At 72.7% G+C, this 13,212-nt stretch carries 12 protein-coding genes; 8 read left to right on the top strand and 4 right to left on the bottom strand.

The genetic code is table 11. The features are described 5' to 3' along the window. Positions 1-120: 120 nt before the first annotated feature. Positions 121-1,995 carry an efflux RND transporter periplasmic adaptor subunit gene (locus tag ACTOQ3_RS27335; RefSeq protein WP_440086255.1) on the bottom strand — a complete coding sequence of 625 codons (1,875 nt, stop codon included), beginning with the start codon at positions 1,993-1,995 and terminating at the stop codon, positions 121-123. Positions 1,996-2,130: 135 nt separating this feature from the next. On the opposite strand from ACTOQ3_RS27335, the gene ACTOQ3_RS27330 reads away from it, so the two are divergent. The 7 genes from ACTOQ3_RS27330 (at position 2,131) to ACTOQ3_RS27300 (ending at position 10,708) form a co-directional block, all read left to right on the top strand. Beyond that, on the top strand, positions 2,131-3,294 hold the full coding sequence (locus ACTOQ3_RS27330; RefSeq protein WP_440086254.1) for an efflux RND transporter periplasmic adaptor subunit: 1,164 nt from the start codon (positions 2,131-2,133) through the stop codon (positions 3,292-3,294). Continuing rightward, positions 3,291-4,022: an ABC transporter ATP-binding protein gene (locus ACTOQ3_RS27325; protein WP_440086253.1), complete on the top strand. Its 732-nt coding sequence runs from the start codon at positions 3,291-3,293 to the stop codon at positions 4,020-4,022. Before ACTOQ3_RS27330 ends, ACTOQ3_RS27325 begins: the two co-directional genes overlap by 4 nt. Next, on the top strand, positions 4,019-5,299 hold the full coding sequence (locus ACTOQ3_RS27320; RefSeq protein ID WP_440086252.1) for an ABC transporter permease: 1,281 nt from the start codon (positions 4,019-4,021) through the stop codon (positions 5,297-5,299). The genes ACTOQ3_RS27325 and ACTOQ3_RS27320 overlap by 4 nt, the downstream gene beginning before the upstream one ends. 37 nt (positions 5,300-5,336) lie before the next feature. Beyond that, entirely contained in the window at positions 5,337-5,897 is a 561-nt protein-coding gene (locus ACTOQ3_RS27315; protein ID WP_440086251.1) for a hypothetical protein, read from the top strand. Between the two features lie 183 nt (positions 5,898-6,080). Next, positions 6,081-6,779 carry a response regulator transcription factor gene (locus ACTOQ3_RS27310; protein WP_350969699.1) on the top strand — a complete coding sequence of 233 codons (699 nt, stop codon included), beginning with the start codon at positions 6,081-6,083 and terminating at the stop codon, positions 6,777-6,779. Positions 6,780-7,040: 261 nt separating this feature from the next. Next, positions 7,041-8,909: an ABC transporter gene (locus tag ACTOQ3_RS27305; protein ID WP_440086250.1), complete on the top strand. Its 1,869-nt coding sequence runs from the start codon at positions 7,041-7,043 to the stop codon at positions 8,907-8,909. Next, the gene (locus tag ACTOQ3_RS27300; RefSeq protein WP_440086249.1) at positions 8,906-10,708 is read left to right on the top strand and encodes a GTPase family protein; all 1,803 of its coding nucleotides are present in this window, start codon (positions 8,906-8,908) and stop codon (positions 10,706-10,708) included. The genes ACTOQ3_RS27305 and ACTOQ3_RS27300 overlap by 4 nt, the downstream gene beginning before the upstream one ends. A 173-nt stretch (positions 10,709-10,881) precedes the next feature. Here ACTOQ3_RS27300 and ACTOQ3_RS27295 read toward each other — a convergent pair whose 3' ends face one another. Both ACTOQ3_RS27295 and ACTOQ3_RS27290 read right to left on the bottom strand, forming a co-directional pair. Further along, on the bottom strand, positions 10,882-11,226 hold the full coding sequence (locus ACTOQ3_RS27295; RefSeq protein ID WP_440086248.1) for a DUF1036 domain-containing protein: 345 nt from the start codon (positions 11,224-11,226) through the stop codon (positions 10,882-10,884). Between the two features lie 2 nt (positions 11,227-11,228). After that, entirely contained in the window at positions 11,229-11,438 is a 210-nt protein-coding gene (locus ACTOQ3_RS27290) for a hypothetical protein (RefSeq protein WP_362841132.1), read from the bottom strand. A gap of 483 nt (positions 11,439-11,921) precedes the next feature. Between ACTOQ3_RS27290 and ACTOQ3_RS27285 the strand changes: the two genes are divergently transcribed. Continuing rightward, positions 11,922-12,659, top strand: a complete 738-nt coding sequence (locus ACTOQ3_RS27285; protein ID WP_440086247.1) for an SRPBCC family protein — start codon at positions 11,922-11,924, stop codon at positions 12,657-12,659. A 112-nt stretch (positions 12,660-12,771) separates the two neighbouring features. Here ACTOQ3_RS27285 and ACTOQ3_RS27280 read toward each other — a convergent pair whose 3' ends face one another. Further along, positions 12,772-13,146 (bottom strand): hypothetical protein, encoded by a 375-nt coding sequence (locus ACTOQ3_RS27280; protein ID WP_329086781.1) that lies wholly within the window; start codon positions 13,144-13,146, stop codon positions 12,772-12,774. Between the last annotated feature and the right edge of the window lie 66 nt (positions 13,147-13,212).

The following is a 13,212-nucleotide window of genomic DNA, read 5'->3' as shown; positions in this document are numbered from 1 at the left end:
CCGAACGGATCGCGCCTCCAGACCTGGCCGGGCCCCGCTCCCGGACCCGGCCGAACCCCACCGGAACCCGGCTGATTCCACCGGTCCAACCGGTCCAACCGGTTACCGTCGCCGCCCGGTTCAGGGCGCGCCGGTGCCGGGTTCCGGCCAGCTGCTGTCGGGGAACTCCCCTCCGGCCGCGCCGCCGGGCAGTACCACCCGGTCGTTCTCGGACAGCCCGGAGGTGATCTCGACGTACCGGTCGCCGCGGACCCCCGTCTCCACGACCCGCTCGGCGCCCCCCGGAACGGTGACCCTGGAGACCCCGTCCCTGGTCCGTACGGCCTGCGCCGGGACGTAGAGCGTCTCGGCGGACTCGGCGACGGCCACGGTGACCGAGGCGGTCTGGCCCACCAGGAGGTTCGCCGGGGGCTCGTCGAACGCGATCGTGACGCCGTACCTCACCAGCCGATCGCTGGTGGTCGCGGTGGGGGCGATCCCCGTCACGGTGCCCGTGTACCTCTCCCCCTGCCGGGTGGCCAGAGTGATCGCCGCCTGCTGCCCCGGCTTCAGACTGCCGATGTCCGACTCGGTGAACAGCGCCTCCACCTGAAGCTCGTCCAGGTCCCCGAGGGTGAGGAAGGTGCCGGTGCCCGCGCTGTCGCCGACCGCCCCGGCCACGGACATGACGGTGCCGTCGGCGGGGGCGACGATCCGCACGCCCGCGAGTTCCTCCGTGGCGTCGGTCAGCTCCGCCCGGGCCTGCTTCACGCGGGCCTCGGCCTGCTCCACGGTGAGCGTCCCCCGCCCGGCTCCGCCGTTCTGCTGAGAACCCTGCCGAGGGTCCTGCTTGGTGTTCCGCCCGGTGTTCCTGTCCGTTCCCGTTCCCGTGCTCGGCTTCGGGGTGGGGCATCCGGTGGTGGGCCTGGCGATGGCGGTCGGTAACGCCGTGCCGGTGGGACCGCTGGGACCGGTGGGGCTCGCCGTCGGTCCGGGATGCTCGCCGAGGCCGGTCGAGGGGCCCGAGGACGGGTCTGCGGGACCGGGGCCGGTGGTCACGGGCGGCTCGCCCCCGTGCGGCCTCGCGGTCACGGTGACCGTCGCGGTGGCCGTCACGGTCACCGTCGGAGCGGCCGTCACGGTGACGGTGACCGTCGGCGCGGGCTGGGGAGCGCCCTCATCCGTCCGCGCGGCCACCGGTGTCGCGGTGGGTGCCGGTACGGACGCGGAGCTCCGCGCCGGAGCGGGGGTGAGGGCCGGGGCCGGGGCCGCCGCGAAGCGGTACCCGGCGGGGACGATCCCGCCCGCGGGGACGACCCGCACCGTCCGCGCCGATCCGGCCGGCGCGGACGCCGGGTACGGCGAGAACGTGCGCGCCGATCCGGCCGGCGTGGATGTCGAGGGTGGTGAGAGCGTGCGCGCGGGCCCCGGCCCCTGCGTGGGGGCACCCGTCCTGGTCGGGGCGGGCGTGGGGGTGGCGTCCGTTCCCGGAGGCCGTGTCGCCGTGGGCTCGCAGCCGGCCTGCCTGGCGGGACCCGTCCGGTCGGACCCCGCCCGATCCCCGGTCCGGTCAGCCGTCCGGTCCCCGTCCTGGCCTCCGGCCCGCTGCCCGGCCTCGGTCGTCCCCGTGCTCTCCGGCGTGCTCCCCGCCGTGTCCAGCGCCTCCTCGGCCGCCGCGAGCTGCGCCTTCGCCGCGTCGTAGCGCTCGCGTGCGGGGGCGGAACCGATCCTGGCGAGCACGTCCCCCCTGCCGACCCTGTCCCCGGCCTTGACGTAGACCTTCGTGACCGTCCCCGAACCGCCGAAGGCCAGGTCGCGGGTGCCGTCGTCCACGGTGCTGCCCGCGGCCGACACCGCGGCGGTCACCGTCCCGCGCCTGGCGGACGCCAGTTCCACCCGGGGAGCCTGGTCGGAGCCGCCGTCGAACACGACGATCGCCCCCGTACCCACCAGGACGAGGGCGGCCAGGGCGAGTCCTCCCGCGCGCAGCTTCTTCGGGAGATGGGTCGGTCTCATGGCGGACATCCTGGACCGCCTGATTCACAGCATGCTCACGGGTCCCTGAAGGTTTCCTGTGCATCATGGGCGGTACGACCAGGTCTGCAGGAAATCTTCAGCCTTCGTCGGGGTGAGTCCAAGCCTGATGCGCCAGTGTCAGGCGCTGTGAAGCTGTCGACCAAGCGCGGAGCGCTGATCGTGAACGGGACCCTGGGGGTCCTGTTGCTGGGTGGAGTGGTGATCGCCTACTCCTCCCTCGGCGGCGAGGCCTCATCCGCCGACGCCGCGGTGCGGACCGTGCCGGTGACCCGTGCCACGGTCTCGGCCTCCGTCTCCGCCTCGGGAACCGTGGCCAGCGCCCGCGCCCGGTCCCTCTCCTTCGGATCGAACGGCACCGTCGAGAAGATCTACGTCAAGGCCGGTGACAAGGTCACCGCGGGGCAGATCCTCGCCCGGCTGGACGACGACTCGGCGCAGGAGAGCCTTGACGCGGCCGCCGCCGCCCTCGACTCCGCGGACGACGACACCTCCACCGCCGCGGCCTACGCCCAGTACGTCACGGCCAGGAACACCTACCGGTCCGCGAAGCGCGCGGTGGAGGGCACCGTCATCAAGGCGCCGTTCACCGGTACGGTCACCGCCGTCAACGGCACGGTCGGCGGCTCCTCGGGCACCGCCGCCAAAGCCGCGACCAACGCGAACAACTCGGCCGGGTCCGGAGCCAACGCCAACGCGAACGCCTCGGGCGGGTTCGTCGACCTCGCCGACACCCGCAGGCTCGAACTCGTCGGCGCCTTCACCGAGGCCGACGTCACCAAGCTCAAGATCGGCCAGACGGCCTCCATCGGGTTCGACGCGCTCACCGGGGTCACCGCCTCCGGCAAGGTCACCCAGATCCAGCCGACCGCCACCACCAGCAACAACGTGGTCCAGTACCCGGTGACGATCTCCTTCACCGAGGTGCCGAAGCAGGTCAGGCTCGGCCAGACGGCCACGGTCGGGGTCGTCGTCGAGCGTGCCGAGGACGTGCTCGCCGTCTCCTCCGCGGTGATCTCCACGGCGGGCGGGCGGAGCACGGTGACCGTACTGCGGGACGGACGCCAGGTGCCCGTCCAGGTGAAGACCGGGATCAAGGGCGACGCGCTCACCGAGATCAGGTCCGGGCTCGCCGAGGGCGACCGGGTGGTCCGCCCGGTGGTCACCGAGACCACCCGGCAGGGCGGGGGCTTCCCCGGCCTCGGCGGCGGGGGCGGCGGTCGCAACGGCGGTGGCGGCAACGGCGGCATCCGCCCCGCCGGGGGAGGAAACGGCCGATGACCGTCCCCGTCCTGTCCCTCACGGACATCACCAAGGTGTACGGCAGGGGAGACGCCGAGGTCCGGGCGCTGCGCGGGGTGTCGCTCAGCGTCGACCGGGGCGACTACGTCGCCGTCATGGGCGCCTCGGGCTCCGGCAAGTCCACGCTCATGAACATCCTGGGCTGCCTGGACGTGCCCACCTCCGGCGACTACCGCATCGACGGCACCGACGTCGGCTCGCTGGACGAGCGCAGGCTCGCCGTCCTCCGCAACCGGAAGATCGGATTCGTCTTCCAGTCGTTCAACCTGATCCCCCGGATGAGCGCGCTCGCCAACGTCGAGCTGCCCATGGCGTACGGCGGGGTCGGCGCCGCCGACCGGCGGGCCCGCGCCCTGGCGGCCCTGGAGCAGGTCGGCCTGTCCGACCGGGTCCGCCACGAGCCGAACCAGCTCTCCGGCGGCCAGCAGCAGCGGGTGGCCGTGGCCAGGGCGCTGGTCACCGCGCCCGCCCTCCTGCTCGCCGACGAGCCGACCGGCAACCTCGACACCGCCTCCACCGGGGACGTGCTGGGCATCCTCGACCGGCTGAGCGTCGCGGGCCGGACGATCGTGATCATCACCCATGAGGACGACGTGGCCGCCCACGCCAAGCGGGTCATCCGCCTGGTGGACGGCCGGATCGTCGAGGACCGTCGCCAGGCCCCCGCCGACGGCCTCCCGCCCCGCGTGCCGGAGGTCACCGCGTGAGCCGGCTCGAGATCCTGAGGTTCGCGCTCCGCGGGCTGGCCGCCAACAAGCTGCGCAGCTTCCTGACCACCCTCGGCATCCTCATCGGGGTGGCGGCCGTGATCCTGCTGGTCGCCTTCGGCGAGGGGGCCTCGCAGAGCATCCAGCAGTCCATCCAGCGGCTCGGCGCCAACACCCTTACCATCTCGGCGTCCTTCGCCGGAGGCGGCGGTGGCGGTGGTGGTGCTTTCGGGGGAGGGGGCGGCGGCGGGGGCCGGGCGGCCGGGGGCCAGAACGAGGGCCCGCGTACCCAGGCCAGGCAGCTCACCCTGGAGGACGCCAGGGCGCTGACCGACCGCGAGCGGGTTCCCTCGGTGCGGAGCGTGTCGCCCGTGGTGACCGCGAACGCGGCCACCGCCGTCCACGAGGGCGCCAGCCACACGATCGCGCAGCTCGTGGGCACCTACCCCAGTTACTTCGAGGCTACGAACAGGCCCGTCGAGAGCGGCACCTACTTCGTCAACGACGACGTGCTCGCCGCCAGGAAGGTCATGGTCATCGGGCGGACGGTGGCCGAGGAGCTGTTCGGCACGGCCGATCCGGTCGGCAGGCCGGTCAGCGTCTCCGGGGTGCCGTTCACGGTGATCGGGGTGCTCAGGGAGTCGGGCTCGGCGGGCATGCAGGACGCCGACGACGTGGCCGTCGTGCCGCTGCCCGCCGTGCAGCAGAGCCTGACGGGGTTCGGCGCGCTCGGCTCGATCATCGTGCAGGCGACCGGTGCCGACACGACCGACTCCGCCCAGGCCGAGGTGACCGCCGTGCTCGACCAGCGGCACGGCATCACCCCGGCGGGCGTCGCGGACTACCGGATCCTGAACCAGGCCACCCTGCAGGAGACCGTCAGCTCGACCGTGGGGATCTTCACCGCCCTGCTCGGCGCCGTCGCCGCCATCTCACTGCTGGTCGGCGGCATCGGCATCACCAACATCATGCTCGTCACCGTCACCGAACGGACCAGGGAGATCGGCATCAGGAAGGCCATCGGCGCGCCCAGGAGCGCCATCCTCGGCCAGTTCCTGCTGGAGGCGACGGTGCTGAGCCTGGTGGGCGGCCTGTCGGGGGTCGCGGTCGCGTTCGCCGGCACCCGCTTCACGATCGCCGGGATCTCACCGGTGCTCGTACCGTCCTCGATCGCGCTGGCCCTCGGCGTCTCCGTGGGCATCGGGCTGTTCTTCGGCGGCTACCCGGCCAACCGGGCGGCCAGGCTCCGGCCCATCGAGGCCCTGCGTCACGAGTGACCCGTACGGCTTACCCGGCTTAGGCAAGGAGAGAAACATGGGCGGCGACGCCGACGAGACGGTCCCGGCGGGGAGCGCGCTGGAGAGTTCCCCGTTCCGGGGGGACCTGGACAGCGAACTGGCGGCCCGGCCGCCGCGCCGCCTGCCGACGCTCACCCTCGTGCTGGGCGCCGGGGTGATGCTCGTGGCGGGGGTGATCGTGGGCATCCAGGCGCAGAAGGCGATGGGCGGCCCGTCCGGCGGCCCCGCGACGGCGACGCGGCAGGGTGACGTGGGCCCCGGCGGCTTCGGCGGTTTCGGCGGCGGCCAGGGCCGTCAAGGGGGCCAGAGGGCCGGTCAGGACGGTGGCGGCCGGGGCGGCATGACCGTCGGCACGGTGCAGCGGGTCGAGGGCGGCAGGGTCTACGTCCAGACGGCGGACGGCTCGGTCGTGACCGTGAACACCACGGACGAGACGTCCGTACGCGTCACAAAGGAGGGCAAGGTCACCGACCTCGAGCCCGGAGGCGCGGTGGTCGTACGCGGGGCGGCGGCCGACGACGGCTCGGTGACCGCGACCGCGATCACCGAGCCGTCGTCGGGCGCCGGACGCCGGTGAACCGGCCGCGGGCGAAGGGCGGGCCGTTTCCTGTAGGCGGTGGTGAATCGGGTTCCCGGGGGCGGCGCGCCGGTCGCCGTGAGCGCGGGCGAACCGCTTCGCGGGAGCGGTGCCGAGACGGTTCTCAGGAAACGTTCAGCCCTGGCTGAGCTGCGTTCCAGCGAGGTGGGCGAGCCTCGGGATGTGCTGGACAGAGTGGAAGCCCGATTGCTGGTCGTGGACGACGAACCGAACATCAGGGAGTTGCTCTCGGCCAGCCTGCGCCTGTCCGGGTTCGAGGTGGTGACCGCGGTGGACGGCCGGGAGGCCGTGCACTTCGCCGAGCGGATCCGTCCCGATCTGGTCGTGCTGGACGTGATGCTGCCCGACATGGACGGCTTCGCCGTGGCGGGGCGGCTGCGGGAGATGAGCGGGCAGATGCCCGTGCTCTTCCTGACCGCCAGGGACGCCACCGACGACAAGGTCGCCGGGCTGCGCCTGGCCGACGACTACGTGACCAAGCCGTTCAGCCTGGAGGAGGTCCTCGCCCGCATCCGGGCCGTGCTCCGCCGTACCAGGGGAGACCTCGACCTGCCGGTCCGCCTGCAGGTCGGTGACCTCGAGCTGGACGAGGAGGCGCACCAGGTCTGGCGCTCCGGCGTCCCGGTGCGGCTGTCGCCGACCGAGTTCAAGCTCCTGCACTACTTCATGGTCAACACCGGCAGGGTGCTCTCCAAGGCGCAGATCCTCGACCACGTCTGGAACTACGACTTCGGCGGCGACGCCGGGGTGGTCGAGTCCTACGTCTCCTACCTGCGCCGGAAGGTCGACACGGCCGAGCCCCGGCTCATCCACACCCTCCGCGGTGTGGGCTATGTGCTGCGACCGCCCCACAGTGATTGAACTTTCAGCTGATATTCAGCTTCAGCTGACCCGTTTCTGAGCTTTATGTGTTCCAATAGACAATGCACGACCCCCGATCACCTCGGAAGCATCCGATGGGCTCGGGCTCGCCTCCAGCTGCGGGGGAGACGAGCTCGGCACGGCCCGCGGATGAGGTCCGAGGGCTGGGCCCCACCGCTTTACCGAGTTCGCCCCCGTAACCCGGTCGAGCGGTGGGGCCAAACGCGTCTAGAGGGGCTCTCGCAGGGCAGGATCGACCGTATGGGTGACAACGACGGTCTTCTGGAGACGCTGCGGGAGTTGCGGCGGCATCTCGACCGCGAGCTGTTCCCCCTCGCGATCGGCGACGTGGTGGCCGACCGCCGGGCGCTGCGCGAGCTGACCGGCCAGCTCGACGACTACCTGATCCCCCGGCTGAGCGCGATCGACGCTCCGCTGCTCGCCGTCGTCGGCGGCTCCACCGGGGCCGGGAAGTCCACGCTGGTGAACTCCCTGGTCGCCGAGGACGTCTCCGAGCCGGGCGTGCTGCGGCCCACGACGATGGCCCCCACCCTGGTCACCAGCCCCGTCGACCGCGAGTGGTTCACCGCCCAGCACGTCCTGCCCGGCCTGCCGCGCGTCACCGGGAGCGGCAGGGGCGAGCCCGGCACGCTCCGGATCGTCACCGCCGCGGCCGTCCCGCCGGGCCTGGCCCTGCTCGACGCCCCCGACATCGACTCGATCGTCACCGCCAACCGCGAGCTGGCCGCCCAGCTGCTCGCCGCCGCCGACCTGTGGTTGTTCACCACCACCGCCTCCCGGTACGCCGACGAGGTCCCCTGGAGTTTCCTGCGTTCGGCCAGGGAGCGGAGCACGGCCCTCGCCGTCGTCCTGTCCAGGGTCCCCCCCGAGGCCATGGGCGTGGTGCGCAAGGACCTGAAGCGGTTGCTGGAGGCGAACGGCCTGGGCGGGACGCACCTTTTCGAGGTGCCCGAGCTGGTACTGCCCGACGAGAACGCCCGCCTGCCGCGTCAGGCGGTCCAGCCGATCGCCGACTGGCTCATCGCCATCGCCGCCGACTCCCGTTCCCGCGCCGAGGTGGTACGCCAGACCCTGTCCGGCGCGCTGGAGAGCCTCTCCACCCGCGTGCCCGCGCTCGCCGCGGCGGTCGACCGCCAGCACACCGGGGCCGAGGAGCTCCGCTCGATGGCGGACGCCGCCTACGCCGTGGGCCTGTCCACCTTCGACGAGGGCATGCGGGACGGGTCGCTGCTGCGCGGCGAGGTCCTGGCCCGCTGGCAGGACTTCATCGGCACCGGCGACCTGATGCGCTCCCTGGAGAGCCGGGTCGGCAGGTTCAGGGACCGGGTCGTGGCCTTCGTCACCGGGCGGCCCGCGCCCGAGAGCGAGCTGCGGATCGCTCTGGAGAGCGGGGTGGAGGCGCTGATCAGGGCCTCGGCCGACAGCGCCGCCGAACGCCTGCTGGAGTCGTGGTCGTCGCACCCCTCGGGGCGGGCCCTCCTGGAACGCGAGGGGGTCGCCGTCGCCGGGCGTCTCGGCCGCGCCTCCGCCGACCTGCCCGCCAGGGCCGAGGAGGCCGTCAGGGGCTGGCAGTCGTACGTGCTCGACCTGGTCCGCGAGGAGGGGGCGGACCGGCGGACCACCGCCCGCGTCACCTCGTTCGGCCTCAACGGGGCCGGGCTGCTGCTGATGATCGCGGTGTTCGCCTCGACCGGCGGCCTGACCGGCATCGAGGTCGGCATCGCCGGAGGCACCAGCGTGCTCAGCCAGAAGGTCCTGGAGGCCGTCTTCGGCGACCAGGCCGTCCGCGACCTCACCGTCAAGGCCCGCTCCGACCTGCGCGCCCGCGTGGCGATCCTCCTCGGCCAGGACGCCGACCGCTTCACCGACCTGCTGGACGCCGTCCAGCCCCCCGAGGGCACCGCCCCCGCCCTCCGCGCCACCGCCGGCGCCATCCGCGAGCACCTGCGCGAGCTCCCCGTCGCGGACCGCCGGGCCGCGCTTCCCGCGGGTTCCGTCCCGGCCGCCGTGGGGGAGTCCCGGAGACCGTCCGACGGCCTTCCACACGTGACCGGCGCACCCGACGGCGTCCCGCGCGCCACCGGTGCAGGAGAGGCGGGCCAGGCGTGAAGCTGCTGCGACGAGAGAAGACGGTCTCGCTGGACGACCGGCTGGCGGCGCTGGCGCGCGCCGCCGACCTGGCCGACGGGAGGCTGGACGCCGAGGCGGTCGCCGCGGCGCGTTCGGTCATCTCCCGCGCCGGCGTACGTGCGAGCCTGTCGGTCGACCACACCGCGGTCGCGCTGGCAGGGGCCACCGGCAGCGGCAAGTCCTCGCTGTTCAACCTGCTGTCGGGCACCTCACTCGCCACGGTCGGCGTCACCAGGCCGACCACCTCGACCGCTCAGGCCGCACTCTGGGAGGGCGCCGGGGCGGGACCACTGCTCGACTGGCTGGAGATCCCCCGCCGCCACGAGCTCCTCGACACCTCTGGCCAGGCCGCTCAGAGCCCGCGGCACGGGAACGGCGAGGGGCCCCGGCCCGGCACCGGCCGGTCGGCCGGTGCGAAGGGGACCGAGCTGAGCGAGCGGGCCGGCGGCACGGCCTTCGGGACGGACGGGGAGGCCGCCGGGCTGATCCTGCTGGACCTGCCCGACCACGACTCGATCGAGCCGTCGCACCGGCTGGAGGTCGACAGGCTCGTCGAGCTGGTCGACCTGCTGGTGTGGGTGCTCGACCCGCAGAAGTACGCCGACGCGGCCGTCCACGACCGCTACCTCAGGCCGCTGGCCCGGCACCGGGACGTCATGGTCGTCGTCCTCAACCAGGTCGACCGGCTCTCCCCGGCCGCCGCCGAGCGGTGCCTGAAGGACCTCCGGCGGCTCCTCGACGAGGACGGGCTGACCGGTGTCCCGGTGGTCGGGGTGTCCACCCGCACCGGCGCGGGCGTCCCCGAGCTGAGCTCGCTGCTCACCTCCCGGGTCGCCGACCGGCGGTCCTGGTCCGCCCGCCTCGCCGCCGACGCGGGGATGGCCGCCGACGCGCTTCTCCAGGCGTCCGGCGTCACCCCCGGCGAGACCCCTCCTGACGTCGCGAGCAGGCCGGACGGCCTGGCGAGGCCGCTGAGGGACGCGCTGTCGCAGGCCGCCGGGGTGCCGGTCGTCGTCGAGGCCGTGGCCAAGTCCCACCGGCACCGCTCGGTCGCCGCCACCGGCTGGCCGCCCACCCGGTGGATCCGCCGTCTGCGGCCCGACCCACTCCGCCGCCTCCGCCTGGACGCCACGAGCCGGTCCACCGGAGAACGGGTGGTGCCAAGGGAGCCCGGAGAGCCGGGGAACGTCATCGGGAGGACGTCGATCCCCGTCGCTACCGTCGTCCAGCGCTCCCGGATGGACACCGCGATCCGCGAGGCCGCCGGGGCCGCCTCCGCGGGGCTTCCCGCGCCGTGGGCCGCTGCCGTGCGGCAGGCGGCGAGGTCGCGCGGAGACGAACTGGAGGACGGCCTGGACCGGGCGGTGGCCACCACCTCGCTCGGGGTCTCCAAACGGCCCCTGTGGTGGCGGCTGGCCGGGCTGGCGCAGTGGCTGGCGCTCGCGACGGTGCTCGCCGGGGGGATCTGGTTGCTCGCCCTGGTAGCCCTCGACTATCTCCGGCTTCCGCAGCTCTACATGCCGACCGCGGGGGAGCTGCCCTGGCCGACCACGCTGCTGATCGGGGGCGTCCTGCTCGGTCTGCTGATCGCGCTGCTCTCCCGGGTGGCCGCCTGGCTCGGTGGCCGTCGCCGGGCCCGCAAGGCGGCGAAGGCGTTGCGGTCGAGCGTCGACAAGGTCGGCCGCGAGCTGGTGCTGGATCCCATGGAGGAGGAGCTGACCCGGTATCGGCACTTCACCGAGGCGGTCACGGTGGCCGGGAACGGAACCCGCGGATAGCCCGCGGACAGGCGGACGGTTTCGGCGGGGATCGAGCGCCTCCCGGGCGAAGGGGGACGGACCCTGGAGAAGGGATTCTGGCGTCCGTCTCTCAGGAGGCGCTCATCCGCGTCCTCTCCCACTGCCGTGCGGAGCCGGTCGGGCCGGTCGGCGCGTCAGGTGGGGGGAGCGCGTCAGGAAGTGAGATTCACGTAATAGCTCGAATAGCCGTTCATGTCGATCAGCCGGGTGCCGACGAGCCTGGCGGCGGTGCTGCCGATGCCGATGCAGGAGTCGAAGGCGTTCTGGTAGACGTACATCGGGCCGTAGGCGCCGGTCCAGACGGCTCCGTTGGCCGCTTCGGCGTAGTAGGCGGCATAGCGGTTGTCGGTGTTGAGGACGAACGCCTCGCCGCCCGGGTCGATGGGCCACCAGCCCCGGGTGCCCCACTGACCGTAGTCGCGGCAGCCGTCGGGGCTGTAGAACATGATCGCGACCCACACCTTGGAGGTGTAGCGGTTACGGAAGTGCAGTTGCATCTCTACTCCTCCGATTCCGTGAACCGCATGGCGAGGGGCCTGTCGTCGATCGGCTGGTCGGCCAGGGGCGGCAGGTGGTCGTCGGTCTTCGCGACCACGGCGGCGCGGTCGGCCGCCCCCGGCCGCTCGTCCGTCTCGCCCGTGTTGGCCGCCGCCGCGTCCGCGAACGCCACCCGGGGGTCGGGGGAGCGTTCGGTGCCGTTGTCCGGCATGTGGCTCACCTACATTCGTTGAGTTCGTAGAGTGATTGATTGACAACATACAGTCACCATCAAGGCCGTGTAAAGAATCGTTTTCATTTCCACGGGTGGCGCGGTGACGGAGAGGAGGCTGGTCGCCGAGGTCGCGGAGAGTCTCGTCCAGGCAGGACGGCGCCTGGCCTGTGCGACCCATCCGATCCAGGCGCGTCTTCGAAGTGGGGCCGTCCTTGCCCCGCACCTGGGCGTGCGGTGTCCCCAACCGCGTCGGTGGCTCGGGCCTCGGCCGCTCGGATCGTTTCACCTGCACCGATACGCTCGGCCGGTCCGCCGCCGACCGCGGCGGGTGCGGCGGGTGCGTCTGTCCGCCGCCGACAATTTTTCTTTTATTGACGATATGAGTCGTCGGCCGCTATCGTCGAGACGTGTTCGAAGCGGGGATTTCGAACACCGCACTGTGGATCGCCGCGGGCGGCGACGACACCAAGGAGCCCTGACATGTCGCACGAATTCCGTCTCACCCACGACGTGGACCTCCAGGCCACCCCCGAGGAGGTCTGGGAGGCGATCGCGACCGGCCCCGGCGTCGACTCGTGGTTCATGGGCAAGAACGAGATCGAGCCTCGCGAGGGCGGCAGGACGTCCATGGCGATGCCCGGCTTCACCGGCGAGGCCACGGTCACCGCCTGGGAGCCGCCGCACCGGTTCGGCTATCGCTCGGAGCCCGGAGAGGACGGTGCGTCCATGGCGTTCGAATACCTCGTGGAGGGCCGTGACGGCGGCGGCACCGCGCTGCGGTTCGTGCACAGCGGCGTCCTGACCGGCGACTGGGAGGCGGAGTACGACGCGCTCCGCAAGGGCAACCCGCTCTATCTGCGGACCCTCGCGCGGTATCTGGAGCACTTCCCGGGCCGCACCGCCGTGCCGGTCGCCGCGTTCGGCCCGCAGCAGCCCGACCAGGACCTGGTCTGGGCCGGCCTCACCCGTGCCGTCGGCCTGTCCGAGCAGGTCGGGGAGGGTGACAAGGTGCACTTCACGATCGCGGGGCAGACCGTCGACGGCGTGGTCGACACGGTGCTCGCCCCCGGCTTCCTGGGCGTGCGGACCGACGACGCGCTACTGCGGTTCGTCGGGGGCGGCGGCGTCATCATGACCGGCCACCACATCTTCGCCGACGTCGACCAGGCCGACGCCGAGCGGATCTGGGGCGCGTGGCTCGCGTCCGTCTACGCCTGAGTCGCCCGGCCATGAAGATCATGAAGTTTGTGTGGACACCCGCCCGGGTTGCCGCGGTCCGCCGTCACCCTTCCGCCCAGGGACGGCGGGCGGAAAGCCGCTCAGGCTGTCGTCACCGGTAGCGGAAGCCGTCGAAGAAGCGGCGGAAGACACCGCCGATGCGGGGCAGGGGCTCGGCCGGGGGCGGCGCCTGCGCGCGCTGCCTGGCGATGGGCTGGTCGTAGTCGGTCCGCGCGATGGCGTCGAGGACCTGCTGCTCGTCGAAGTCCTCGGAACCCTCGATCACGGGGACGAAACCGACCAGCATCCCGTTGCGCATCACCTGGGCTTCGAGGCCCGCGGTGCCGTCGGTGTCCCATTCGGCCTCGCGCCCGTCGGGCAGTGACACGCGTATCCCGAACTGATACACGCCGACCCTCGCCAGGTGGCCGTCTATTCCGCGATCGCGCAGCGCGTCAACGATCCGTCGTGCCCGGTTCTCTTCCACCTCTCCCAGGATAGGTCGGCTCTCCCCGGATGGGCCGGCCGGACCGCGTCCGCCCGTACGGCATGT

This window comes from Streptosporangium sp. LJ11 (assembly GCF_051918945.1).
In the GTDB taxonomy this organism is placed as follows: Bacteria; Actinomycetota; Actinomycetes; order Streptosporangiales; family Streptosporangiaceae; genus Streptosporangium.
The sequence above is the reverse complement of the archived record's forward strand: the minus strand, read 5'-3'. Positions and strand labels throughout refer to the sequence as shown.